This is a genomic window from Corynebacterium sp. ACRPZ (genome assembly GCF_022346205.1).
Taxonomy (GTDB): Bacteria; Actinomycetota; Actinomycetes; order Mycobacteriales; family Mycobacteriaceae; genus Corynebacterium; species Corynebacterium lehmanniae.
This window is the reverse complement of the sequence record NZ_JAKRMR010000007.1, coordinates 13,833-37,134: the sequence shown is the minus strand read 5'-3', so window position 1 is coordinate 37,134 and position 23,302 is coordinate 13,833. Positions and strand designations below refer to the sequence as shown.

Annotated in this window: 24 protein-coding genes; 10 read left to right on the top strand and 14 right to left on the bottom strand. The window is 65.6% G+C overall.

All coding sequences use genetic code 11. The annotated features are described in order from the left end of the window. The first annotated feature begins 1 nt into the window (after position 1). The 3 genes from MHX64_RS06345 to MHX64_RS06335 are packed head-to-tail and all read left to right on the top strand — an operon-like array spanning position 2 to position 1,904. Positions 2-628: an alpha-ketoglutarate-dependent dioxygenase AlkB gene (locus MHX64_RS06345; RefSeq protein ID WP_239306478.1), complete on the top strand. Its 627-nt coding sequence runs from the start codon at positions 2-4 to the stop codon at positions 626-628. After that, positions 625-1,197 (top strand): LysE family translocator, encoded by a 573-nt coding sequence (locus MHX64_RS06340; protein ID WP_239356342.1) that lies wholly within the window; start codon positions 625-627, stop codon positions 1,195-1,197. The genes MHX64_RS06345 and MHX64_RS06340 overlap by 4 nt, the downstream gene beginning before the upstream one ends. After that, positions 1,194-1,904 (top strand): SDR family oxidoreductase, encoded by a 711-nt coding sequence (locus MHX64_RS06335; RefSeq protein ID WP_239356343.1) that lies wholly within the window; start codon positions 1,194-1,196, stop codon positions 1,902-1,904. Before MHX64_RS06340 ends, MHX64_RS06335 begins: the two co-directional genes overlap by 4 nt. On the opposite strand, the gene MHX64_RS06330 is transcribed toward MHX64_RS06335, so the two are convergent. Further along, positions 1,901-2,893: a CapA family protein gene (locus MHX64_RS06330; RefSeq protein WP_239356344.1), complete on the bottom strand. Its 993-nt coding sequence runs from the start codon at positions 2,891-2,893 to the stop codon at positions 1,901-1,903. The genes MHX64_RS06335 and MHX64_RS06330 overlap by 4 nt on opposite strands. 17 nt (positions 2,894-2,910) lie before the next feature. Between MHX64_RS06330 and MHX64_RS06325 the strand changes: the two genes are divergently transcribed. Next, entirely contained in the window at positions 2,911-3,198 is a 288-nt protein-coding gene (locus tag MHX64_RS06325; protein ID WP_202032108.1) for an RNA-binding S4 domain-containing protein, read from the top strand. After that, positions 3,198-3,881: a VOC family protein gene (locus MHX64_RS06320; protein WP_239306474.1), complete on the top strand. Its 684-nt coding sequence runs from the start codon at positions 3,198-3,200 to the stop codon at positions 3,879-3,881. Before MHX64_RS06325 ends, MHX64_RS06320 begins: the two co-directional genes overlap by 1 nt. Here the strand turns inward: MHX64_RS06320 and MHX64_RS06315 are convergent. Genes MHX64_RS06315 through MHX64_RS06285 form a run of 7 tightly spaced genes read right to left on the bottom strand, consistent with a single transcriptional unit; the run spans position 3,878 to position 13,639 of the window. Continuing rightward, positions 3,878-4,525, bottom strand: coding sequence for a hypothetical protein (locus MHX64_RS06315; RefSeq protein WP_239356345.1), 648 nt, complete (start codon positions 4,523-4,525; stop codon positions 3,878-3,880). The genes MHX64_RS06320 and MHX64_RS06315 overlap by 4 nt on opposite strands. Beyond that, entirely contained in the window at positions 4,519-6,399 is a 1,881-nt protein-coding gene (locus tag MHX64_RS06310) for a M13 family metallopeptidase (RefSeq protein WP_239356346.1), read from the bottom strand. Before MHX64_RS06310 ends, MHX64_RS06315 begins: the two co-directional genes overlap by 7 nt. Then, complete coding sequence (locus MHX64_RS06305; protein ID WP_239356347.1) at positions 6,392-7,252, bottom strand: cutinase family protein; 861 nt, start codon at positions 7,250-7,252, stop codon at positions 6,392-6,394. Before MHX64_RS06305 ends, MHX64_RS06310 begins: the two co-directional genes overlap by 8 nt. Positions 7,253-7,271: 19 nt before the next feature. After that, positions 7,272-10,460, bottom strand: a complete 3,189-nt coding sequence (locus tag MHX64_RS06300; protein ID WP_239356348.1) for an arabinosyltransferase domain-containing protein — start codon at positions 10,458-10,460, stop codon at positions 7,272-7,274. 10 nt (positions 10,461-10,470) lie between these two features. Next, positions 10,471-12,300, bottom strand: coding sequence for an arabinofuranosyltransferase (locus tag MHX64_RS06295; RefSeq protein ID WP_239356349.1), 1,830 nt, complete (start codon positions 12,298-12,300; stop codon positions 10,471-10,473). A gap of 20 nt (positions 12,301-12,320) precedes the next feature. Then, the gene (locus MHX64_RS06290) at positions 12,321-12,965 is read right to left on the bottom strand and encodes a response regulator transcription factor (RefSeq protein WP_239356350.1); all 645 of its coding nucleotides are present in this window, start codon (positions 12,963-12,965) and stop codon (positions 12,321-12,323) included. Further along, positions 12,962-13,639: a sensor histidine kinase gene (locus tag MHX64_RS06285; RefSeq protein WP_239356352.1), complete on the bottom strand. Its 678-nt coding sequence runs from the start codon at positions 13,637-13,639 to the stop codon at positions 12,962-12,964. The genes MHX64_RS06290 and MHX64_RS06285 overlap by 4 nt, the downstream gene beginning before the upstream one ends. A gap of 92 nt (positions 13,640-13,731) precedes the next feature. On the opposite strand from MHX64_RS06285, the gene MHX64_RS06280 reads away from it, so the two are divergent. Together MHX64_RS06280 and MHX64_RS06275 are read left to right on the top strand one after the other, a co-directional pair. Then, positions 13,732-14,397 carry an ABC transporter ATP-binding protein gene (locus MHX64_RS06280; RefSeq protein WP_239356354.1) on the top strand — a complete coding sequence of 222 codons (666 nt, stop codon included), beginning with the start codon at positions 13,732-13,734 and terminating at the stop codon, positions 14,395-14,397. Then, positions 14,394-15,785: an FtsX-like permease family protein gene (locus MHX64_RS06275; RefSeq protein WP_239356355.1), complete on the top strand. Its 1,392-nt coding sequence runs from the start codon at positions 14,394-14,396 to the stop codon at positions 15,783-15,785. The genes MHX64_RS06280 and MHX64_RS06275 overlap by 4 nt, the downstream gene beginning before the upstream one ends. 118 nt (positions 15,786-15,903) lie before the next feature. Here MHX64_RS06275 and MHX64_RS06270 read toward each other — a convergent pair whose 3' ends face one another. From MHX64_RS06270 to MHX64_RS06260, 3 genes are read right to left on the bottom strand one after another with little or no spacing between them, the layout of a single operon-like run. Continuing rightward, entirely contained in the window at positions 15,904-16,668 is a 765-nt protein-coding gene (locus tag MHX64_RS06270) for a decaprenylphospho-beta-D-erythro-pentofuranosid-2-ulose 2-reductase (protein WP_239356356.1), read from the bottom strand. Positions 16,669-16,680: 12 nt separating this feature from the next. After that, entirely contained in the window at positions 16,681-18,078 is a 1,398-nt protein-coding gene (locus tag MHX64_RS06265; RefSeq protein ID WP_239356357.1) for an FAD-binding oxidoreductase, read from the bottom strand. A gap of 21 nt (positions 18,079-18,099) precedes the next feature. Next, the gene (locus MHX64_RS06260) at positions 18,100-18,336 is read right to left on the bottom strand and encodes a hypothetical protein (protein WP_194560004.1); all 237 of its coding nucleotides are present in this window, start codon (positions 18,334-18,336) and stop codon (positions 18,100-18,102) included. Positions 18,337-18,361: 25 nt separating this feature from the next. Between MHX64_RS06260 and MHX64_RS06255 the strand changes: the two genes are divergently transcribed. Together MHX64_RS06255 and MHX64_RS06250 are read left to right on the top strand one after the other, a co-directional pair. Continuing rightward, complete coding sequence (locus tag MHX64_RS06255) at positions 18,362-19,144, top strand: hypothetical protein (protein WP_239356358.1); 783 nt, start codon at positions 18,362-18,364, stop codon at positions 19,142-19,144. Positions 19,145-19,155: 11 nt separating this feature from the next. Next, a complete protein-coding gene (locus MHX64_RS06250; protein ID WP_239356359.1) occupies positions 19,156-19,584 on the top strand; it encodes a GtrA family protein in 429 nt (142 codons plus the stop codon). Here the strand turns inward: MHX64_RS06250 and MHX64_RS06245 are convergent. Then, positions 19,571-20,473 (bottom strand): glycosyltransferase family 2 protein, encoded by a 903-nt coding sequence (locus MHX64_RS06245; protein WP_239356360.1) that lies wholly within the window; start codon positions 20,471-20,473, stop codon positions 19,571-19,573. The two genes, MHX64_RS06250 and MHX64_RS06245, sit on opposite strands and share 14 nt — an antisense overlap. A 144-nt stretch (positions 20,474-20,617) precedes the next feature. Here MHX64_RS06245 and MHX64_RS06240 point away from each other — a divergent pair, with 144 nt between their 5' ends. Further along, entirely contained in the window at positions 20,618-21,502 is an 885-nt protein-coding gene (locus MHX64_RS06240) for an endonuclease domain-containing protein (protein ID WP_239406323.1), read from the top strand. 35 nt (positions 21,503-21,537) lie between these two features. Here MHX64_RS06240 and MHX64_RS06235 read toward each other — a convergent pair whose 3' ends face one another. Then, positions 21,538-22,365 (bottom strand): ABC transporter ATP-binding protein, encoded by an 828-nt coding sequence (locus MHX64_RS06235; protein WP_239356362.1) that lies wholly within the window; start codon positions 22,363-22,365, stop codon positions 21,538-21,540. Positions 22,366-22,382: 17 nt separating this feature from the next. Then, positions 22,383-23,294 (bottom strand): ABC transporter permease, encoded by a 912-nt coding sequence (locus MHX64_RS06230; RefSeq protein WP_370642085.1) that lies wholly within the window; start codon positions 23,292-23,294, stop codon positions 22,383-22,385. Between the last annotated feature and the right edge of the window lie 8 nt (positions 23,295-23,302).

Here is a 23,302-nt window from a genome sequence, read left to right as displayed (position 1 = left end):
CGTGCTCGTCATTCCGAGGCCGCCCGCCCGCATCATCCCTGGTGCGGTCCATTTGCCTGCCTTTTTCACGCCGGCCGAGCAGGAGGAACTGGTCAATCAGGCGCGCGAGCTGGCCAGGAAGGCGGCAGGGACGCCTGTTGCTATGCGACGTCCAAAGGTCGGCCACGGCCAAATGGATGCCTGGCTGCTCTCGCTGGGCTGGTTCTGGGTGACGAACCCGTACCGCATGGTCAGGGAGGTCGACGGCCACCCGGTGCCACCGATCCCGGAGAACTTCCAAACCATCGCGGACAACGTCATGGACAGGGCGCGAGAAATAGACCCGCTTGTCGGCCCGACCCCAAAAATCGAAACAGCGCTGGTGAACTTCTACCCGCCGGGCAAGGGCATGGGGCAGCACGTGGACGCGGAGGAAGAGTCCGAAAACGCGGTGGTCAGCCTGTCGTTCGGCCAGGACACGATCTTCCGCATTGCAGGGCGCGATACGCTGCTGCTGTCCGGCGACGTGGTAGTCTTTGGCGGTCCAGCCAGGAGGGCGAAACACGGCGTGCTCGGCGCAAGAAGAGGCACGTCCGACCTGCTCGAAGGCCGGCTGAACATCACCATGCGGCAAATGGAGGCGACATGATTGCGCTACTCGGCGTGTGGCTGGCGGCGATCGCGAGCCCCGGCCCGGACCTCGTGCAGATCATCCGCGTGGGGTCAAAGGACCGTAGAGCCGGCGTGATGTGCGCGCTAGGCATCATGCTCGGCAACACCATCTGGATTGTGGCGTCCCTGGCGGGGTTAAGCGCGCTGATCCAGGCGTTTCCGCAGGTCCTGTCAGTGCTGCAGATCGTGGGCGGCGCCTACCTGCTGTGGATGGGCATCGGCGCCATCCGCGCCTCCGACCCGGAAATCCCCGCCACGCAACAGGTGCCAAGGCCGCTGCTCACGGGCCTGCTCACCAACCTGTCCAACCCGAAGGCGATCCTCTTCTTCGGCGCCATCTTCGCCCAGTTCGCGCACCTCGGGTGGGTCGCAGCACCGGTCATGGTCGTCACCGGCACCATCTGGTTCGTGGGCTTTGCGCTGGCAGTCCAAGCAATGTCGCAGCTGATCACCAAGTACAGCAAGCTTATCGACGTCATCACGGGCAGCATCTTCATCGCATTAGCCATCTGGATGCTGTGGGAGGGCCTACACTTCGGCTCATGAGCGAGCAGAAGGTAGCAGTAGTCACTGGCGGATCGGCAGGCATCGGGGAAGCGACCTGCAGGGCGCTGGCCAAGGACGGCTGGAAGGTCGTGGTGGCGGCGCGGCGCCTGGAGAAGTGCCAGCAAATCGCGGACGAAATCGGTGGGGTGGCGATGGAGTTGGACGTGGTCGACCGGGAGAGCGTCGAGAAGCTTGCAGCTCTTGAACGCGTGGACCTGCTGGTCAACAACGCCGGCGGCGCGAAGGAGCTGGACTTTCTGCGCGACGCGGACGACGCGGACTGGGAGTGGATGCTCCAGACCAACGTGATGGGCACGATGCGCGTCACCCGCGCGCTGTACCCGCAGCTCAAGGCGTCGAAAGGCCTGGTGGTCAACATTGGTTCGGTGGCTGGCACGGACGCGTACAAGGGCGGCTCCGGCTATAACGCCGCAAAGCACGGGCTCCGCGGCGTGACCAGGGCGTTTCGGCGCGAGGAGGCAGAGAACAACATCCGCGTGTGCGAGATCGACCCGGGCCGGGTGAAGACGGACTTCTCACTGAACAGATTCAAAGGCGACGAGGAGCGCGCGAGCAAGGTCTACGAGGGCAAACAGAACCTCACCGCGGACGACATCGCCGAAGCGGTGCGGTGGGTGGCAAGCCTGCCGGCGCACGTGAACATCGACACGATGAGCATCATGCCGGTGGACCAGGCGGAACGCTAGAGGTAGTCCACGACCTCGACGTTGAGGCGTTCGCGCAGGTCCGCCATCCATTTATGAACATCCAGGTAGTCGGCGGCCTCCACGAGCGGGATGACGTGGTGTTCGTACCTGATCGGCGGGCCGACGGTGTAGGTGGGCATGAACCGGGCGCCGCTAAACGTGAACTCGCCAATCCCGCCGACCTTGGTCGGCTCATCCCACTGGCCGTGCAGGAAGTTGCCGTGGGAGTACCAGACGGGCCCGGCAAACGGCTCCACCACGTGCGGGTGACCGCCGAGCACCAGGTCAGCGCCGGCGTCCAAAGCAGTCGCGGCAGTCTCCTCCTGGAACTCATTGGGCAGGGGCGCATATTCGTCGCCCATGTGCAGCATCACCACCGCGACGTCGACCTGTGAATCGAGGGCGGCGACTTGGGCGGCCAGGGTGTCGTCGATAAGCGATGCAAAATGCTCCTGCTCAACCGGCAGGCCGTTGGTGCCGTAAGTGAAGCCGAGGAAGCCGACGGTGATGCCGTTGGCCTCGATGATGCGGGGGACGGATTTGTCCTGCTCAGAGGCGTAACTGCCGGTATACAGCATGCCGCGCTCGCGCATGTTGTCTGTCGACGCCACCACGCCCCCGTCACCCCTGTCCATCGAGTGGTTCGTGGCGTTGTTGACGATGTCCACGCCTGCTCCGGCGAGTGCATCGATGATCTCGGGCGGGGCGTTGAATTGGGGATACCCGGACAGCCCGAACTCCTCGCCGGCGACCGGGACCTCCATGTTGGCGGTGGTGATGTCCGCGTCCTGCATGTATTCGCTGACCGGCTCGAACATGCGCGAGAAGTCGAAGCCGGTGTCCGTGCGCGCGGTGGTGTACACGTCGGAGTGGACCAGGATGTCGCCGATGGAGCGGATGGTCACGGTGGACTCTTCTTCAACGACCTCGACTTCCTGTACACAGCCAACAAGCAGGAGGGGCAGGGTAAACGCCCAGATTCTTCGCATGCCTTAGACTAACCGCTATGCATATCGACGTGCCCATTTCCGGCGACACGATCAAACTCGGACAATTTCTCAAACTGGCCAACCTCGCCGAATCCGGCGGCCACGCCAAGGAGGCCATCAGCTCCGGCGAGGTCACCGTCAACAACGCGGTGGTCACCTCGCGGGGGCACTCGCTTATCGACGGCGATACCGTCGGCCTTGGCGCAGATTCAGCCACGGTAGTAGTCGACGGCGACGACGGCGACTACTTCGACGAACGCACCGCCAACGACGACTTCGACCCCGAGAAGTGGAGGAACCTGTAATGCCCGCATTCGAAGGCAGGGAAGGCATGCCGTTCTGGCAGGACCTGGTCACCCAGAACCAGCTCAAGTCCACCCACTTCTACTCCCAGCTTCTGGGCTGGGAGATCGTGGACGGCACTGCCCGCAAGGAGGGCCTGCCGGTGGCCGGCATCGTGCCGGCGCAGATGGACATGTGGGTGACGTCGTTCATCGGCAGCCCGGAGAACGTGGAGAAGCTGGGCGGCAAGGTGCTCAGCTCGGACGAGACCGTGACCCTGTGCCAGGACCCGGCCGGCGGCCTGTTCGGGCTGAAGGATCCGGAGGAGCGCTTCCTCGCCGCAGGTGAGCCGGGTGTGCCGGTGTGGTACGAGTACTCCGCGCCGAGCATGGACGCCATCGACTTCTACGGAGAACTCTTCGACTGGGAGATCCGCGAGGAAGACGGCTACTTCATCGCGGTGGAGGACGGCGCGCCGTTTTTGGGCATGTACGTCGGCGAGCACGCCCAGTGGTTCAGCTACTTCGGCGTGCGCGACGTGGACGCGGCCTGCACACAGGTGGAAAACCTCGGCGGCGGGGTCGAGTTCGGGCCTGAAAATGGGACTGCCGGCGTGCACGACGCCAACGGCGCCCAGTTCTTCCTCTCCGAGGTTGACGACCCCACCTTCGACGAGGTCGACGAAGCCGACTCCGTGCTGGGCTAGAGGGCGTCGGCGGCGTCCTTGACCCGGCGGCGGATCTCCGCCGGCGTGGAGATGAACCCGTCGGCGTGGTACTCGGTGCCCTCGAGGTTTGAGCTGGCCCTGACCTGGATCAACCCGTCCACTGAGGGCTGAGTGGTGGGGAAGGTGACGATGTAGCGGTCTGCCTGCGGCAACGCTACGTCTCCAAGCGCCCACACCACTTCGGCGCCGACCAATTCAACTGCCTTCGCAGCATCTGCCACCGAGTCCACGTCCAAGATCGTGGTGCCGGACAGCTCCGCGGCGGCGGCGACGTCCGGGCGCCAGAGCATCTCCTTGGCGTTTGCGGGGCCGTCCCAAAGCGAGACTGCCCACCTGCCATTCGGCTCAGACGGGCGGAACACCACACCGAGGGCGTGAGGCTCTACCTGCACACCTTCAGCCCACTTTGTGGCAGGCAGGGCGTGGTCGACGGCGGTGCCGAGCATGAGCATCGCGGCGTGGGTGATGCGGTCCGGAAGCAGCGCCAGGTAGTTCGGCCCGTCCTCGTAGGTGGCGTGCATGTAGGACGCCAGCTGCTCCAGCTGCAGCTTCGGCGGCATGTCGCGTTTGATGCCGCCGACGTTGAAGTCCGGGTCGCCCTGTTCGTTGATGTGCTCTACCAAATCGTCACCCTGTCCTCGGGGTCGATCCACATCGTGGAGCCCTTTTCCACCTCGAACGCCTGGTAGAACTCGGCGATGTTCGCGGCGATGACGTTGCAGCGGAACTCGTTCGGCGCGTGCGGGTCGATGGCCAAAAGCTGTGCCGCCATCTCCGGGCGCGCCTTGGAACGCCACACCCGCGCCCACGCCAGAAACAGGCGTTGGAAGCCGGTGTACTCGCCCTCAAGGTCGCCGAACTTCTGGGGTTCTTGGTCGTCGATGCCGTGGTCATCCAGGTACTTCTTGTACGCCACCACGGCGATGCCCAGGCCGCCGAGGTCGCCGATGTTCTCGCCCAGGGTGAACTCGCCGTTGACGCCCTTCGTCTTCGTGCCCTCCAGCACCGACGGCACCAGGCCGTTGAACTGGCCGACCAGCTTGGCGGTCAGGGCCTCAAAGTTGGCGCGGTCCTCGTCGGTCCACCAGGAGTTGAGGTTGCCCAGCCCGTCGTAACGCGAGCCCTGGTCGTCGAAGCCGTGGCCGATCTCGTGGCCGATCACCGCGCCGATCGCGCCGAAGTTCTCCGCGGCGTCAGCGTCCGGGTCGAAGAACGGCGGCTGCAGGATCGCGGCGGGGAAGGTGATGTCGTTGACCACCGGGTTGTAAAACGCGTTCACCGTCTGCGGGGAAGACACCCATTCCTGCCGGTCGGAGGCCTTGCCAATCTTGGACAGCTGGTAGTCGTGCTCGAACGCGGCGCCGCGGCGGACATTCTCCACCAGGTCCTCGCCGAACTCTAGGCCGTCGTAGCTGCGCCACTTCTCCGGGTAGCCGATCTTGGCGTTGAACTGCGCGAGCTTCTCCAGCGCGCGCTCCTTCGTCGGCTCGCTCATCCACTCCAGCTGCTGGATGCGGGAGCGGTAAGCGGCAATCAGGTACTCCACCAGCTCCAGCATCTTCTCCTTGGATGAGGGCGGGAAATGCTTCTCGACGTAGCTCCGCCCAATATCCTCGCCAACCAGGCTCTCCGCGAGCCCCACCCCACGCTTCCAGCGGTCGCGCTGCTCGGTGGCGCCGGAGAGATGCTTTCCATAAAACTCGAAGTTGGCCTTGCCGATCTCCTCCGAGAGCACGCCGGCGCGGGAGCGCAGGATGTTCCACGCGGCCCACAGCTGCCAGTCCGCGAGTGTTTCTCGGCGCAGCATGCCGTCCAGGTCTTCAGTGAACGACGGCATCATGTTGACGACTTTGCCGGTAAGACCGGAGGCGTCGAGAAGCGCGCGCACCAAAGGCGGCATCTCTGCAAGGTCGGTGGGGTTGTAGGTGGCCACCGCGTCGCGCGCCTTGACCACGTCCCAGTGGCTGGCGGCCAGCTGGGTTTCCAGGTTGACGATGCGCTCGGCGGCGATCTCAGGTGTCAGGCCCTGCAGGTACTTCGGCTCGAGGAAGCCGAGCATCTTCGCCACGTGCGTCTTGTAGGCGGCGAGGGTCTCCGCGTGGTCCTCGTCGCGGTAGTAGGCCTCGTCCGGAAGGCCCAGGCCGGATTGGAAGATGTAGGCGACGGAGTTCTCGCCCTGCGAGTCCTTCTCCACCCAGTAGCTCACCGGCCCGCCGACGCCGACGCGCTCCAGCTCGCCCAGGCCGCGCACGAACTCGTCGACGTCCGCGACCTCGATCTTGGCCAGGTCCGGGTCGAGGGAGCTGATGTCGCCGGGGTTGTCCATGAAGGACCTAAACAGGGCGCCGCCCAAACCGGCGCCGTCTTCCAAGATCGCCCGGACATCTTCTTCGGATTTGTCGCGCAGCATGTAGAACGCGCCGTCGATACCGCGGTCAGCGGGGATGTCGTGGGTCTTCGCCCACGTGCCGTTTACAAGCTCAAAGAGGTCATTCATGCCCCAACTCTACCGCCGGAACGGGAATTTGGATGGGGGCTTGGGACTGCTCGATGATCCAGTTGGAGGCCTCGCGCTGCTGCGCCAGGGTGTAGCCGCCGTGGGAGCCGATGTCGGAGAAAATGCCCAGCGACTTCAAACCCATCGCGCGGAACAGCACGTTGAACTCGGCGAGCGGCACGCGGCCGGCCGCCAGGTTGGTGCGCATGGCGGGGGCGACCAGGCCGCGGTGGGATTCCTGCATGGAGCACACCAGGTCGTCGACGCGGCAGATCTCCAGCACGCGCGGGCCGAGCACGCCGTAGCCGCCCGGCAGCGAGCCCAGCGAGCCGCGCGAGTGCGGGGACGTGCCGGCGGAGAGCACCGCGCCGTTGCCGCCCTGGTGCGGGTTGGCAAACAGCGCCACGCCGGAGACGCGCTCCGGCTCGATCGGGCCGCGGCCGTTGGCGATGTCGCTGGTGATGGTGGCAGCGATGTCCGCGCCGAGGGAGTAGCCGGTGAAGCTGAACTTCGCGTCCGGGCAGGCGCGCGCAAGCTTATTGACGGTGGCGCGTGCTCGCTTGAGCCCGCCCGCCTTGGACTTCTCGTACTCCGAGGTGGCAAACGGGGTGGACCGGTAGGACACCCACAGCGGGTGGATCTCCCCGCCGGTGCCCAGGCGGGTGAGCACGCCGGTCATGAACACGTTGCCGCCGTGCGGCACGTAGTCCGGGATGCCCTCTGCCGTGTTGGCGCCGCCCGGCACCGCGACCAGGTAATGCGCGGCGCAGCTCTGCTGTGCCTGGGCCTGGGCGGGGGTGGCTACCAGGGACAACAGCAGGGCAGCGGCGGCGGCGATTTTCGGCAGTTTCATAGCGAGGGGATTGTACCTTCTATTCCTCCGGGTCGCGCACCTTCATCGGGCCGGGGGTGTACAGGCCCCACCTGGTGGTTTCGGCCAGGTCCACCTGCGCCAGCGCCGGCGCCTCGCCGGCGGAGTTGGTGCGGCGGTGGTACTTGGCCACGGAGCCCCAGTCGCGCTGCCAGTCGCCCTTGAGGTAGCCCGGCACCTCGTAGGAGGTGTTCACGGCCTCCACCGGGGCGAGCGAGCCGCCGCCGAGGAAGTCCATGAAGCCGGACAGCTTCGCCTTGCCCGGGGCGTCCGGCATGATGCGGTACTCCGGGATCTCGTCCACGCCCGCGTGGTGGTAGAAGGGGCGCTGGCAGGGGTACTGGAACGCCACGGTCCAGTCCAACAACCCCGGGGTTTCGGAGTCGAACATGGTGTTCAGCTCCACCAGCTTCGGGTTGCGCAGCGGGGTCACCGCCACCCAGTCCTTCTCCGCCAGGGAGGTGTCCTTGGCCACCAGGCGCACAACGTCTGCGTCTTCGGGCAGGTCAGCGATGGGGTAGCGCAGGTTGCGCCACTGCGGGGTCGGGCCCTGGTCCAGCATCTCCACCGCGCCGAGCTTCTGCACGCCGCCAGAAGTCTTGCGGCCGTACTGCAGCTCCAGCTCGCTGCCCTCCTGCTCGATGCCGTTGATGTCGTGGTGCTTGATGCGGCCGGCCACGGACGCCACCAGCAGCGGACGCTCCTCGGAAACCTCAGGCAGGTCGAACCAGGAGGTTTCCAGCTCGGCGGACTGCGTCGGCTCGTCCTCGAAGGTGCCCAGCACCGGCACACGGGTGTAGTCCAGGCCGAACGGCAGGCGCACCGTCGAGCCGTTCACGCCGCGCATGGAGCGCGGGCGGTTGCCCTGCGTGTTCACGCGGGAGGTGGACTGCGCCTCGTCGGAGCCCGGGTCCACGTCGGCGGTGTCGTCGGACTGCACCTGCTGGTTGCTCGAGTCCGACGTGTCGGCGTTTTCGCTGGCGATGAAGGCGGGCACTCCGTCGGGGTGGAAGCCGTAGTTGTCGCCCGAATCTAGGGAGCGGCCGAGCGGGACGCCGTCGATAGGCGAAAGGAATGCGTCGTTGGTGTCCTCCTCCAGCAGCACGTCCGCGCCCTGGGCGCAGCGCTCGCCCGCGAAGGTGCGCACGTTGCCCATGCCCACGGAGTAGTCCGGCGCCTGGGAGATGAAGGACTTCACAAACGTCAGGCAGGACAGCGCCACAATCAGCGCTGCCGCCACGGCGATCGGGGCGGACATGACGCCGGCCCAGCGGGAGGCGTCGACAGGCTTCGGCGGGCGCATGGACTGCACCACGCCCACCACAAACACCACGAGTGCGATGGCCAGGACGACGGTGTTGAACTCCACGGCCTTCAGCTGCGGGGTGCGGTCCCACCACGGCACCGCGTAGGAGGACACGTACCACCAGCCGTTCCAGCCCGCCAGCGTCAGGGCCAGCAGGAACAGCACCGCGGCCGTGGCAAACGAGCGGTTGCGCTTGGACTGCAGCGCGATCCGCGAGAGCACCACCGAGCCGTACGCCGCGATCGCCGCGCCGAGGCCCGCGTAGATGCCGAAGTGGTGCGTCCACTTCGTCGGCGTGAACATGAGGAAGAAGGTGGACAAGCCGATGATCAGCATCATGCGCTGCGCGGTCTTGGTCCTTTCACCGCCGCGGGCGAACCACCACAGGGTCAGGCCGATGCACATCAGCAGCACGAACATGGGGAAGCGGCGCGCCAGCGAGCCGTCCACCGTCTGCTCGAACAGCACGGAGTAGCGGCTCCACTCCTCGAACCAGTGCATCGCGGGGCCCACCTCGGAGCGCACCGCGGTCGCCTCCAGCACAGTCGCCAGCGTCTGGTCCTTGAACACCGGCACCATCACAGCCATGCCGGCGCCCATGAACGGCGCGATCGAAGCGAGCTTTGCCTCTCGACGCCCAATGGTCCCCAACACCCAGGGCAAAGAAATCAGGAACACGCCGACTGCCGCCAAACCGGTCGGGCCGCACGCCAGGGTCAGCGCCGCCACGACGGTGCCCCACGCGGCGGGGACCAGGCGGTCGGTTTCCATGGCGCGCTCGAACAGCGCCCACGTGGCCATCAGGCCGAACGCGATGATCGGCTCCGGGCGGGTGCCGTTGTTGTACGGCAGCCAGAACGCCAGGAACACCAGCGCGGCGGTCCAGTGGGCGACCCGCCTGTTAGCGATGGCGGGGCCGAGCTTCGGCAGGATCTCGCGGGAGAGCAGCCACCACGTGCCCAGGCCCGCGAGCAGCGCCGGCAGGCGCATCCACATCGACGCCGTGCTCACCTGCGACAGCAACGCCAGCAGGTCGTAGAACGGGGAGCCGAACGGGGCCTCCGGCACGCCGTACCAGCGGTAGTAGTTGGCCATGTAGTCCGTGTTGGCGGCCACGCGGGCCATGGTGAGCAGGTAGCCGTCGTCGGAGGTGTTCGCGCCGAAGACGTGCCAGAAGCCGAGGACGGCGGCCACCAGGCCGTCGAGAGGCTTGAGCCCCTGGCGGCGCAGACGCGGGGCGGGGCGGTCCATCTTCCGCAGCGCGGCCAGGGAGATCAGGGCGCTGATCAGGCCGAGCACCATCGCCAGCGTCTTGATCAGTGTCGGCTGGGAGGTGAAGCGGGAGTTGATGTCCACGTGGGCGGACAGGCCTGCGTCGATAAGCTGCTGCTCATCCTCGAGCTCGGTGTAGATGCCGGTGAGCTGTGGGCGGTAATCCTCATCGTCGGAGTATTCGGTTCCCGGGACCTCCACGGTGGTGGAGTCGTGCGAGAGGTGGGCCTCGAGCTTCGCGTCGTCGGGCAGCTTGTTCACCTGCGCCGGGGTGAGCTGCAGCAGCACCTCATTGAGGGAGCTGACCACCAGGCCGCCGTCGGGCGAGGTGACAAAGAAGCCGCGGTCGCTGGCCTTCGGGGAGCCCTCGGGCAGGGTGCCCAGCAGCAGCGACTGGCCGTCGCGGAGCTCGTCGATAGCCGAAAGCGGCACGGTGACATCGAGCTGCTGCGGCGCCAGCGAAATCAGCGGCGCGTTGACGGACGCCACCGAGCCATTCTGCGGCCACGACACGGAAGATTCCGTCTGCTTGACCGGCAGAAACGGCACGAGCAACAGCAGGACAAATGCGATCAAACCCGCGACAGTCGCGGTGGTCTGGACTCTTTTCACAGCGGACACCTTACTTCCTCACCGCCACAGCAAACGGGCCGAACTGCTCGACGTCCCAGTCCTGCTCAAATGCGTCCGGGTTGAAGAACAGGCCCTCGTAGCGCACGTTCGGCTGGCTCGGGTAGATGTCGTGCGCGATGTGCGTCTTCAGCCCGTCTTTGCCGTTGTCGCGGAACACGAACGCCACCGGCGGCTCCCACTGCGAGTTGTCCACCGCCTCGGTGAACTTCTCCGGGTCGTCGTAGGAGATCTCCGCCCACTGCTTCAGCTCGTCGTTGCGGTGCTCGAACTCACCCAGCGGGTTGGCGTAGTGGCTGGTGTAAGCGTTAAACGCGTAGAAGGGGTGGAAGGCCATGAAGTTGATCTCGTCGGTGTAGATCACCGCGTCGTTCTTCATGTGGCCGTGCTCCTCGATGAAGTCGGCCATCTCCTGGTAGTAGCGGCCCGCGTCCGGCGGGAAGCGGTCCGCGCGCTCGCCGTTGCCGTCGGTGTCGGCGTAGGCCTGGTCGATGTAGTCCTCGTTTTCCACCGGGATGTTCTGCACCATCTGCAGCGCGCCCACTGCCAGGACCGCGGCGACGGCGGTGGTGTACTTGTTCAGCCCGAACTCAGAAATGGCAATCACGCCGAGGGTGGCAAACAGCGCCACAATCAGCACCTCCAGGCGGAAGCCCAGCAGGGAGGTGCCCAGCAGAGTGACCGCCATCGAGGCCAGCGCCCACAGGTAGCACACGCCTATCGACGCCCCAAGGGCCGCCAACTCCGGCTCCTTAAACCTGTAGATCAGGTAGATCAACCCGATCATGGACAAAAGCCCGACCAGCGAGAACGACAAAAACGGCAGCGGGAAGTACGTGCCCTCGATGGGCAGGAAGTGGTTCGCGGTGGACTCCAGCTGCTCGTCGCCGGTGAGCACGCGCCAGACGTACGGACCCCAGGAGATCGCGGCGATAGCCAGCGAGCCCAGGCCCGTGACCAGCAGGTGCACCAGCGGCTTGACCGAGTGCTTGGTAAAGGCGTGGATGATGGCCAGCACCACCATGGTCAGCGCCGCAATCGCGGTGAACAGCGTGTAGAAGCTGGCGGAAATGCCCAGGTAGACGGCCAGCGCAATGGTGGACGCCCACGAGCCATTGACCGCCCGGTACGACAACACGGCCGCCGCCGGCACGAACATGGCCACCACCGCCGCGTACGGCTCCTCCGGCACCTCCGTGAGCACGACTGCCGTGGTCACGGTGGCGATGGCGAGGGCGGTGGGCAGCGAGCCGGTGAGCCTGCGCCACACCGGCGTGAGCATCGCCGCGGCTGCCGCCAGCGTCGCGATCGCGAACGGCTGGTACACCTCCCAGCCTTCCATGCCCAGCACGTTGGCGGTGCGCCCGCCCAGCCAGAACCAGCCCATGGGGTAGAAGGTGGGCAGGTCCTTGTAGGCCATGTCCGCGTGACTCAAGTTTTCCGTCATGCGCGACAGGAACTGGGTGCGGAAGCCCTGGTCCACCTGGATGCCGTCCAGGTACAGCCGGGTCGCGCCCAGCGGGATGCCGATGGAGGACACCACCAGCCCCGCCGGCACCAGCGACATCACGGCGGAGGAGATCCAGGGTTTCTTGCCCTTGGTCCACAGCACGGCCAAAACGACGCCAATGCCGATGCACACGAAGGAGGCGGCGGTGGCCAACGACCTGGTCACCATCGACGTATTAAACGCCGGCAGCGAGATCTGGTGCAGCACGAACCAGGCAGCAAGCGCGAGCACGCCGCCAGTGAGCCCGGCCGCGACAGCCCGGGCGGCGGTTTGCCCGACCGACAGCTCGTCAGGGTGGTAAGCGGTAGTCATGCGTAACAGTTTCGCATACGCTACCCAACTCCACGTTCTGCCAGGTACATCAGGATTGCCCGTACTCGACGGTTGTCCTCGTCCGGGGTGAGACCCAGCTTGGAGAAGATACTGGAAACGTGCTTCGCCACCGCTGCGCCAGAAAGGTAGAGCTTCTCGGCGATCTGCGCGTTGGACAGGCCCTCCGCCATGTGTTCGAGTACCTCCATCTCGCGCGGGGTGAGCGTGGTCAGCCAACGCGAGCTCGCGGCCATGAGTGCGCTGGCGACGTCCGGGTCGATAACCACACCGCCGGACGCCACGGTTTCGCACGCCTGGATGAAGTCTTTCACTTCGGCGACGCGGTCCTTGAGCAGGTAGCCGGTGCCGCCGTCGCCGCCGGAGAACAACTCCCGCGCGTAGGCGGGCGCGACGTACTGCGAGAGCACCAGCACGTTGACCGGACCCTGCTTGCGTAGCGCCAGCGCGGCTTGGAGGCCGTCGTCACGCATGTTCGGCGGCATCCGCACGTCCGTGATCACCAGGTCGGGCGCATGCGTATCGACGACCCCCTGCACCTGATCCGCGCTGCCCACCTGCGCCACAACCTCGTGGCCGCGCCGGGTGAGCAGGCCGGCAACACCTTCCCGCAGCAGTGCGGAGTCGTCCGCGATGGCAATCCTCATGGCACAATCCCACTTTCTCCCCGGAACAACAGCAAAGGAATACGCGCGGCGACGGTGGTCGGCCCACCGTCAGGCGAGTGCAGTTCCAGCTCGCCGCCGAACGCCGCGATGCGCTCCTGCATCCCGTCGAGCCCGCCGCCGGGGGTGATGCGAGCGTTGCCGCCGCCCTGGTCGGTGACCGAGATGTTCAGGGTGTGGTCGCAGGTCACCAGCACGCTGACCGGTTGCTGTGGTGCATGCTTCGCGGCGTTGGTGAGTGCTTCGGCGGTGAAGAAGTAGGCGGCGGCGGTGACGGAGTCGTCGATACGCGGCAGCGCGTGCGGCGCGCGGACCGTGACGTGCGGGCCGTACTGCGCGGCGGCCGTCTCGATCGCGGCGATGAGTCCGTGGTCCGATAGCTCGCGAGGGTGGATGCCGCGCACGGTTCTCCTGAGTGCGTCGAGGCCGTTGTGGAGGTCGCGCGCGGCGTCGTCGAGAAGCGGCGAATCGACGTCGAGCCTGGCCTCGCCCAGTTTCATCGCCGCGGCCACGAAATGCTGCTGCGCGCCGTCGTGCAGGTCGCGCTCGATGCGCAGGCGCTCCACCTCGTACGCCTCCGCAATCTTGCGCCGCGATGCGGTGAGCTGGTGAATTTTTGCCGCTGCCCGCTGCTCGTGGTTTATTCTTCGCCGCATGTCCGAAAGCGTAGCGGGGTAGAGCTAGCACTACCCATATTCGGGAGTCAGGACCATAGTGCTTAGCCGCGACCACCTGTGAAATAGAAACCATGCTTGAACTCAGAGACATCACAAAGTCATTCCCCCAGCAGCGGGTCCTCGAAGGCATCAGCCTGACGGTGAGCGACGGCGAATCCGTGGCCATCATGGGACCCTCGGGTTCCGGCAAATCGACGCTGCTGCACTGCATGTCCGGCGTGCTTGTGCCCGACCAGGGCGAGGTGCTTTTCGACGGCCGCGATGTGGCCGCAATGAGCGACGCTGAACGCTCGCGCCTGCGCCTGGAGCACTTCGGCTTCATCTTCCAAGACGGCCAGTTGCTGCCGGAGCTGACCGCCACCGAAAACGTCGCCCTGCCGCAGATCATGCGCGGAGTGCCGCGGCCGCAAGCACACGACGAAGCCATTGACATGCTCACACGCCTGGGCTTGGGTGCCTATGTGGACCGGTACCCGGGGCAGCTCTCCGGCGGGCAGGGACAGCGCGTAGCCATCGCGCGTGCCTTGGCCGGGCCGCCGTCTGTGGTCTTCGCTGACGAGCCGACGGCGGCGTTGGACCAGGCCACCGGCCACGAAGTTATGCAGCAAATCGTGGCCGTGTGCCAGAAATTCGGAGTGGCACTCGTGGTGGTCACGCACGACCCGAAGATCGCCGACTGGTGCAGCCGCCGCGTTGAAATCCGCGACGGCCTGATCCACTCGGAGGTGGCGCTATGAGTTCGGTGACGTTGATGCGGTCGGCGGTGTCGCAGACAAGCGAAGGGCGCTCGCAGCGGCAGATCGGCGAGCGCTGGGTTCGTGCGCTGTCGCTGGTTGCGGTGACGGTGGCGACCTGGATGCTGTGCACCCTCATGGGCGGCACCTGGATGTTCGTGGCGCGCAACATGCACCCGCACGAGGCGCTCGTGGCGATGGAGCAGAACCTTGGCCAACCAATCTCGTTGCCCTATGTATTTCTCGCGTTGTTCGCCAGTGTGCTGCTCGTGCCGAGCCTGTTGGGTCTGCTCACCCAGGCCGCCAGGGCGAATCTCGGCGGGCGCGAGGAACACCTAGCGGTGCTTCGTCTCATCGGCGCGACGGCCGGCGAGGTGCGCGGGATGATGATCCTGGAATCGCTACGCCAGGCGTTTGTCGGGTTGGTGTTGGGGTCGGTGCTGTACGTGGTCGCGTGCCCGGCATGGTCGTTGCTGACGTTCCAGGAAAAGCGGGTCGGCGCCTGGGAGATGTTCACCTGGTGGGCCATCCCCGCCGCGTGGATCGTGGTGTTGATCCTGGCCGCGTGCTCCGTGTGGCTCGCGTTGCGACGAGTCGCGGTTACCCCACTCGGCGTGACCAAGAAAATCCCGCCGAAGGGCCAAAGCGTGATCACGCTGGTGTTGTCAGTGGCTGGCGCGGTGGTGCTGTACCGCTACCTGAGTTCGCTGACCATCGCACCGGAGGCAGACGCGTTGGAATTCGTGGTGGTGCTGGTCGTAGCCGGCGGCATTCTCACCGTCAACGCACTGATCGCGGTCGGTGTGATCCAGCTGCTCGCGCGGCTGAGTTACCGGGTGCCCGGGGCTGCCAACTACGTGGCCACGCGCCGGGTGGGCCGCGGCGCTAAAACCACTTGGAAACGCGTGACTGCGCTCTACTTCGTGGCGTTTATCGGCGGCATTGGCGGCTGGTTCTCAGCGGTACCTGAAATTGACGAAGCCCCTGCCCTGAAGATGATCGCGGGTGATATCCCCTCCGGTGTGGCTATCACCGTGGTCTTCGCGACGGTGCTGATGGTGTCGTCCACGCTGCTCACCCAAGCGCTGAGCGTGGTGGAGCAGAAGCAGCTGACCAAGTCGTTCTACTTCATCGGCGCGCCCGCAGCCTTCCACACCAAGGTGGCCGTGCGCGAGGTTGGGGTGCCCATGCTGGTGGTGGCGCTGCTCGGGTTCGGCATGGGCAGCCTGATGGGCACCATCATGGTCGTGGTCCACGTCGATGTGCTGGACAAACTGGCGCTGTTCGGCGCGCTCGTTGTGGTGGCGCTGGTCGGTTGCGTCCTGGCGGTGCTGGGGACCGGCCGGTTGCGCGAGAAGGTGCTGCTCGGGATGGGCCGGGCGAACGACTAAGTGGTCCTGACACTTTCAGGCAGAAAAAGTCAGCGTCCTGGGGATATAGGGTCCGTCTGACAAATTCAGCCGCGATCCGTCAGCGAGGACGGATCGCGGCTGAATTATGCGGGCAGTACTAGAAGTTCAGCTTGCTCATGATCGGCGCCGGGATGGCCTTCAGCACCAGCGAGATGGGGCCGAAGAGCTTGTGCACGAACACGGAGGACTTGCCGGCCAGAGCGGCTTCGACGGCGGCCTCGGCGACGTCTTCCTTGTTCACGGTGAGCGGGGCTTCATCCAAGCCGTCGGTCATCTTGGTGCGCACCTGGCCGGGGCGGACCACGGTGACGGTCACGCCGTCGTCTTTGAGGGCCTCGCCGAGCTGCAGGTAGAACCCGTCGATGCCGGCCTTGGAGGCGCCGTAGACGAAGTTGGAGCGGCGCACGCGCTGGCCCGCCACGGAGGACAGGGCGATGATCGTGCCGTGGCCCTGGCGCTTCATGTGCTGGCCCAGCAGGACGCCGACGGACATCGGGGCGGTGAAGTTGGTCTGCGCGGACGCGACTGCCGCCGCCTGGTCCTGCCAGAGTTGCTCCTGGTCGCCGAGGGTGCCGAAGGCGACCACGGCGACATCGACGTCGCCGTCTTCAAACGCGGCGTCGATGACGGCCGGGTGGGAGGCGAAATCGAGCGCGTCGAAGTCCACGAGGCGCACGTGGCCCGCGCCGGCGCGCTGGACTTCGGCGATAGCCCCGTCGATACGCGGGGAGTCCTTGCGCGCACACAGGGTGACGGTGGGGTTGCCGCCGCGGGAGGCGAGCTCGGCGACGATGGCCAGGCCGATCTCGCTGGTGCCGCCGAGGAGCAGGATGTGCTGGGCTTGGCCTACTGCATTCAACATGGTCGGTTCTCCTTAGTTCAGCTCGAGTCGGCGGGACATGTCGGACGCGAACACGCCGGTCGGGTCGATTTCGCGGCGGGTCTTCAGCCAGCCGGGCAGTTCCGGGTACATCTTGTGGAACTTCTCGGCGGAGGTGCGGGACTCCTTAGCCAGGTAGAGGCGGCCGCCGAACTGCATGACCTGGTCGTCCAGGCGGTCCAGGAATTCGTTGAGACCCGGGCGGATTGGAAAGTCCACGCACACGTTCCAGCCCTTCATCGGGTAGGACAGCGGCGCCTGGTTGCCCTCGCCGAACAGCTTGAACACGTTCAGGGCGGTGTAGTGGCCGGACGCCTGGATGTCGTAGATGATGTCCTTGAACGGCTCCACGGCGTCGGTGGGCACGACGAACTGGTACTGCAGGAATCCCTTCGATCCGTAGCCGCGGTTCCACTCGCCGATCAGATCCAGCGGCTGGTAGAACTGCGTGAGGTTCAGCACCTGGTTACGGGCGGGCTTGCCCATCAGGTAGTACGCCTCGCCGATGGCCATCAGCGACAGCTTGTTCATGGTCCAGGACGGGAAGATGTCCGGCACCGTCATCAGCTGCGGGGCCTTGAACTTCAGCGGGTCCTTCGCCAGCTTCGGGGCGAACTCCTTGAGCTGGTCCAGGGTGGCCAAGGAGCCACGGGAGATGGTGGAGCGGCCGGTCTTCGGCGGCGCGGAGATGGCGTCGAACCAGGCCGAGGAGTAGGTGTAGTTCACCTCGGAGCCGTCGGAGTGGGCCGCGATCGTTTCATCCAGGGTGTCGGTGCGGTCGGTGTCCGCGATGAAGTAGGCGGTTTCGGTGAACGTCATCTGGATGCGGGCGCGCAGGATGATGCCGGTCAGGCCCATGCCGCCGACGGTGGCCCAGAACAGCTCGGCTGTCTCGCCCGTCGGCTCGAGGTGCAGCACGCGCCCGTCCGCGACTAACAGCTCCATGGAGAGCACGTGGTTGCCGAAAGAGCCTGCGGAGTGGTGGTTCTTGCCGTGGATGTCCGGGCCGATGGCGCCGCCGATGGTGACCTGGCGGGTGCCGGGCAGCACCGGGACCCACAGGCCGTAGGGCAGCGCGGCCTTCATCAGCTGGTCCAGGGTCACGCCGCCGTCCACGTCGACGATGCCGGAGTCCGGGTCGATGGAGTGGATGCGGTTCAGCGGCGTCATGTCCACGACGAGGCCGCCGCCGTTTTGGGCGGGGTCGCCGTAGGAGCGGCCCATGCCGCGGGCGATGACACCGCGGCGCTTATGCTCCGGAAGCTCGGAGTTTTCGTCGGCCACCTGCTTGACCGCCTGGGCGATCGTGTCAACGTCGGCGGTGGACAACACCTGTGCGGTAGAGGGGGCGGTACGGCCCCAGCCGTAGAGGGATTGGGTTGTCAGTTCCATGCCCACAACACTACCGCCGGACTACAGATCCATGATGCTACGAATCTCCGCGGGGAGCTCTTCTTGGCTGGAAATCACAGGTTTGCCGGCGGCCTTGTGCTCGCGCAGGATCTCGTAGATGCGGGTGCGTCCCTTGGAGTCCACGAAGGGCAGTTCTTCCGCCATGAGGCGGACCATGAAGTCGGACAACGGAGCGTCGATACGCTGTGCTGCCTCGTGGATCGCGTGCGGGTCGTCGCCTTTGTAATGCTTCCTCATGGAAAGAAAGCCTATATTGGGCGCCATGTCCAGCACCCTCTACCGCTCAGACCACCTCGCGCCGGTGATCCGCCTCACCGAGCGCCGGGCTGGTGCGACGCTGCTTGTGCGCGTTGGGCTGGTCTCCGATGACGTTGTGTACCGGTGGGTGGGCATCGACGAGGACGCGACCATCGCGGATTGCTGCGAGATCGTGGGGGAGGTCTTCGGCGTCGAGGGTGTGGGTGCGGATGCGCCACAGGGGCGTTTGCTTTGCGACGTCCTAAAGTCCCCCGGTGATTCCACCCACTTTTCCCACGGCTTGTGGTCCTTTGAAATGCAGTTGGCCAACGTGTACCCGCGCGACGAGTCCACGCCGCCGTCCGTGTGCGTGGCAGGCTCGGGGGCGTTCGGCGCGGCGCCCTTCGACATCCGTACAGTCAACGCCCGGTTGATGGGAGAGGTCGAGGTGCCGGGGCTGCGCGCCGAGGTGCGCGAGTTCATGGCGCGTGCCCGCGGGCACGACTTCGCCCCGTTGATGCATGCGCTGGATGTGGGGACGGGGAAGCGGATTGCGGCGCTGCCGGTGGAAGGCGACGCCTTAGCCCGCGACGCCTTCTGGTCCCTGGTGTTCGCACTGACCTGCTGCGCGGGCGGGGAGACCGCGCACATCGCCGAGAGCATCTTCGCCTCGCTGGGGCATGAGGATCTGGGTATCGGGGAGATCCGGGCGCTGTGCGCCGAATCGCTCGCTTCGCTGGATGAAATTGGCGGCGAAAGGACCCCAGCGGAGATGCTGGATATCTACCGCCAGCTCATGCGCGGGTAGGGTATTCGCCCGTGGCTTCAAGTTCTACCCTGAAACAGCAGCTCGTGCCCTTCCTCTTGGTCGGCGTCGGCTGCGCCGTCCTCGACTTCGGCATCACCTACACCCTGGACGTGCCGTTGGGGTGGCAGCGCGACTTTGCCAAGGCCGTGGGCTGGGTCTTCGGCACCCTCGCCGCGTACGTGCTCAACTCCAAGTTCTCCTTCCAATCCAAGATCAACGCGAAGAAGGCCAGCGCGGTGTTCGTGCTCTACGCGGTGACCTTTGCGGTGCAGATGGTGCTGTGGCGTGTGACGGACTCGCCGCTGACGTCGCTGGGCCTGGTCAACCCGTGGAAGAACGTCGTGTCCTTTGTCATCGCCCAGGGCGTGGCCACCGTGGTCAACTTTGAGCTGCAGCGGCACTTGATCTTCCGCGAAGCCAAGAAAACTATGGCCGCCTAAAGTCCTCTTTGGCGCCGCGGCGCAGCAGCTTCAGCCACTGGTAGAAGCCCTTCGGGTCCTTCTTCTCCAGCAGGAAGAACCAGCCGAAGCGGACCACCTCCTGCAGCTGCATCTTCTTCATGCCGCGCTGGTTAATGATGTAGCCGCGGTTGCGGTACGTGAAATACCGCTTGGTGGGGTTGTCGGGGAACTGCGCGTGCGCGCGGCCGCCCATGATCGGGTGGAACTCGCCCGAGCCGTCCGGGTGCAGATAGAACGTGGTCAGCGCCGTGCCGTAGGGGAGGCCGGATTGTGCCAGGCGACGGTGGTACTCCACCTCATCGCCCCGGATAAACAGACGGTAATCCGGCACGCCGATGCGCTCCATCGCCTTTGCCGAGATCAGCGCGCCGTTGAACAGGCTCGCGTACTGGGGCAGGAAGTCGCCCTTTAATTGGTCCACGCGGCGGTGCCAGGTGGTGCCTTGGCGTAGCGGGAACGCCAGCTTTTCCGGGTCGTCGATGTTGGCCACCACCGGGGAAACCTCCGCCAGCTGGTGCTTTTGGGCGACCCGGTACAGCTCTTCGAGGACGTGCTCGTCTTTCGGCCGCCCGTCGTCGTCCGCGCACCAGATCGCGTCCGCGCCGAGGGCCAGGGCGTGCAGGAATCCGTAGGCGAACCCGCCCGCGCCGCCCAGGTTGGTGTGGGAGGGCAGGTAGACGGCGCGGTCGGCCGCGAGGTCGTCGAGAACCTCCCGCACCTCTGGTTGCGCCCCGTTGTCCACCACAATCACCCAATCCACCGGATGCGTCTGGTTGACCACCTGCTCCAACGAGTGTTTCAGCAGGTCAACGCGGCGGTGGGTGACAATCACGGCGGCGGTCGTGCCGTTCGGATTCAACGCAGTCATGCCTTTTATTGTGCCCGAGGGATCCAAACGCGCATTCTTCACGTCTAAGTAGGCATGGCGAATCTTTACAACGGGATGAATGTCGGTCCAGAGAACAGTCTGCTCCCCGCCGGCAACCTGCCCCAGGGGATGCAAACGATGCAGGTGAGCGCGCGATTCCACATGCTCGCGCGGGAGCAGAGACCCTACGAGTTAGCCAGGGCGGACTCGCGAAACCACCCGCGGGGAGTGATCTACCAAGTCCCCGCCGCGTACCGCGCCGTCGCCTTCGGCATAGAGAACCCTTCAACCGTGGTCCTCGCCCATGGCGCGCTCGCCCTGTATGGGCTCAGGTACCGGGTGGAGGGCAAGGACACTGTGCTCATGGACCCATCCGCGGAACGCAACTCACACGGCAACATCTACAAGCCGTCGATCGTGCGCCGGGGGTGCAAGCCCGAGCACGTTTGGCAGGTTAGCCATTGTGGCTACGCGCTGAAGGTGGCCAGCCCGGCGGCGGCGACGGCGCAGGTGTTGAGGGAGATCCGGAGGTCGTCGCAAGGCAATGACCGCACCTTCGCAGGCCACAGCCTGGACCTGGTGGAAGCGATCACGCTCGTCGACTGCGTGCGGCACCACCTGGACCTCGACCCAGCGGACATCATGCAAGCGAGCTCAGGGACCGTGTGCCAGCGGTGGCTCACTCGAGCGCTGGCGAAGTCGAGCAAGCTAGCGGACTCGCCGAAAGAGACCGAGATGCGCCTGCTGACCCAGATGGTGTGCGACAAGTTTGGATTGCGGCTGGAGGAACAGGTCGTTGTCCGGGACGGCGGTAAGATCGTGACCACGTTTGACCTGGCCATCCCAGAACTCGGGATCGGCATCATGTACGACGGAGCCCACCACGGCGAGGCGAAGCAGTGGCACAAAGACGCCGAGATCAACACCGATCTCACCATTTGCGGGTGGCGGGTGCTGCGCTTCACCTCGGCGTCGTTGCACAAGTTATTGGAGAAGCTCGAGGCGCTGATCTGCGCGATTCAGTCCTGACAGATTACGCCGGCGGTTTGCGGCGACCTGGGGGTTTAGCGGCCGTCTGACAGATTCGGCCGCGAAGTGTCATCCCCGTCCCCGTGGAAGCGCTCCACCAGCTCCGCGACGTACTCGCCGGTCTCGGGGCCCTCGTACGCGCCCACGACGTCGGCGACCAGGCCGGCCTCGCGGATCTCGCCCTTGTCCACCCACAGGGCGGTGTTGCACAGCTGGGCCAAGAAGTCGTTGGAGTGGGAGGCGAAGACCAGGATGCCGGACTTTTTCACCATCTCGGCGAGCCGGACGCGGGCTTTGGCCATGAAGGCGGCGTCGACGGCGCCGATGCCCTCGTCCAACAGCAAGATCTCAGGTTCGATGGAGGTGACCACGCCCAGCGCCAGGCGGACGCGCATGCCGGTGGAGTAGGTGCGAAGGGGCATGTTGAGGTAGTCGCCGAGCTCGGAAAACTCCGCGATTTCGTCCATCTTCGCCTTCATCTGCTTGCGCGTCTGGCCCAGGAACAACCCGCGGATGATGATGTTTTCGTAGCCGGAGATCTCCGGGTCCATGCCCACGCCCAGGTCGAAGACGGGTGCGACGCGGCCGCGCACGTCGGCGACGCCGCGGGTGGGCTCGTAGATACCGGACAGCAGGCGCAGAAGGGTGGACTTGCCGGCGCCGTTGTGGCCGACCAGGCCGACGCGGTCGCCTTCCCTCAAATGCAGGTTGATGTCGCGCAGCGCCTCCACGACCACGGTGTTGGAGGCGTTCTGGCCGATCTTGCCGCCCGCGGAGGACATCATGGCCTTCTTCAGGGAGCGGGACTTGGCGTCGAAGATGGGGAAGTCGACGCAGGCGTTGTAGGTGTCAATGGAAACCATGTGAAACTCCTAACCTCCTAAACCCAGTACGGTACGCGGAAGCGCCAGCGCTTCATGGCCAGCAGGGTGATTAGGACGCCGGCAACGGTGCAGGCGAGGACGATGCCCCAGTGGTAGGCGGCCAACGGTTCGTCGATAAGCGGGGCGCGCACGATCTCGAGGTAGTGGTAGAGGGGGTTGACCTCGGCGAGCATGGCGCGCTGCGCGACCTCGCCGCCTTGGTCCTTGAGGGTGCGGGTGGTCCAGACGATCGGGGTGACGTAGAAGAGGAGCTGCACCAGGGCCTCGAGAAGCGGGGCGACGTCGCGGAAGCGGGTGGCCACCATGCCGAAGAACATGGCCACCCACACGCCGTTGACCACAAGCAGCGCCAGCCCGGGGATGAACAGCAGCGTGTGCAGGGTCAGTGGGATGCGGAAGATCAGCACCAGTAGCAGCCAGATCACCATGTTGTGCGCCAAAAACAACAGTTGGCGCCACACCAGGCGGTAGACGTGCACCGACAGGGCGGACGGGAGCTGTTTGATCAGGCCTTCGTTTTCGATGAAGACGTTCGCGCCGTCCTTGATGCAGCCGGAGATGAAGCCCCAGACGATGAAGCCGACGGTGACGTGGGGGAGGAACTCCGCGACGTCGATCTGGAACAGCATGGAGTACAGAAGGCCCAGCGCCAGCGACATCACGCCGGTGGCGATGGTGATCCAGAGCGGGCCGAGGGTGGACCTCTTGTACCGCTGCTTGATGTCTTGCCACCCCAGTTGCAGCCAGAGTTCGTGCTGGCCCCAACCGCGGATGAGGTCGTCGAACGCGCGCCGGAAGGTCTTGGACTTCGACGGCGGCGTGTCTTCGCCCGGAGGGCTGGTCATGCGGGCGACGTCTTGGCGCAGCTGATCTTCGTTGTGCACGCAGATCACCCTAGTGCACTGCATTTGCGCAC

Bases quoted from the DNA above. Each gene is read 5' to 3' on its own strand.
- MHX64_RS06340 (WP_239356342.1), top strand. From the start codon at position 625: ATGATTGCGCTACTCGGCGTGTGGCTGGCGGCGATCGCGAGCCCCGGC.
- MHX64_RS06335 (WP_239356343.1), top strand. From the start codon at position 1,194: ATGAGCGAGCAGAAGGTAGCAGTAGTCACTGGCGGATCGGCAGGCATC.
- MHX64_RS06330 (WP_239356344.1), bottom strand. From the start codon at position 2,893: ATGCGAAGAATCTGGGCGTTTACCCTGCCCCTCCTGCTTGTTGGCTGT.
- MHX64_RS06325 (WP_202032108.1), top strand. From the start codon at position 2,911: ATGCATATCGACGTGCCCATTTCCGGCGACACGATCAAACTCGGACAA.
- MHX64_RS06320 (WP_239306474.1), top strand. From the start codon at position 3,198: ATGCCCGCATTCGAAGGCAGGGAAGGCATGCCGTTCTGGCAGGACCTG.
- MHX64_RS06310 (WP_239356346.1), bottom strand. From the start codon at position 6,399: ATGAATGACCTCTTTGAGCTTGTAAACGGCACGTGGGCGAAGACCCAC.
- MHX64_RS06305 (WP_239356347.1), bottom strand. From the start codon at position 7,252: ATGAAACTGCCGAAAATCGCCGCCGCCGCTGCCCTGCTGTTGTCCCTG.
- MHX64_RS06295 (WP_239356349.1), bottom strand. From the start codon at position 12,300: ATGACTACCGCTTACCACCCTGACGAGCTGTCGGTCGGGCAAACCGCC.
- MHX64_RS06290 (WP_239356350.1), bottom strand. From the start codon at position 12,965: ATGAGGATTGCCATCGCGGACGACTCCGCACTGCTGCGGGAAGGTGTT.
- MHX64_RS06285 (WP_239356352.1), bottom strand. From the start codon at position 13,639: ATGCGGCGAAGAATAAACCACGAGCAGCGGGCAGCGGCAAAAATTCAC.
- MHX64_RS06280 (WP_239356354.1), top strand. From the start codon at position 13,732: ATGCTTGAACTCAGAGACATCACAAAGTCATTCCCCCAGCAGCGGGTC.
- MHX64_RS06275 (WP_239356355.1), top strand. From the start codon at position 14,394: ATGAGTTCGGTGACGTTGATGCGGTCGGCGGTGTCGCAGACAAGCGAA.
- MHX64_RS06270 (WP_239356356.1), bottom strand. From the start codon at position 16,668: ATGTTGAATGCAGTAGGCCAAGCCCAGCACATCCTGCTCCTCGGCGGC.
- MHX64_RS06265 (WP_239356357.1), bottom strand. From the start codon at position 18,078: ATGGAACTGACAACCCAATCCCTCTACGGCTGGGGCCGTACCGCCCCC.
- MHX64_RS06260 (WP_194560004.1), bottom strand. From the start codon at position 18,336: ATGAGGAAGCATTACAAAGGCGACGACCCGCACGCGATCCACGAGGCA.
- MHX64_RS06255 (WP_239356358.1), top strand. From the start codon at position 18,362: ATGTCCAGCACCCTCTACCGCTCAGACCACCTCGCGCCGGTGATCCGC.
- MHX64_RS06245 (WP_239356360.1), bottom strand. From the start codon at position 20,473: ATGACTGCGTTGAATCCGAACGGCACGACCGCCGCCGTGATTGTCACC.
- MHX64_RS06235 (WP_239356362.1), bottom strand. From the start codon at position 22,365: ATGGTTTCCATTGACACCTACAACGCCTGCGTCGACTTCCCCATCTTC.
- MHX64_RS06230 (WP_370642085.1), bottom strand. From the start codon at position 23,294: ATGCAGTGCACTAGGGTGATCTGCGTGCACAACGAAGATCAGCTGCGC.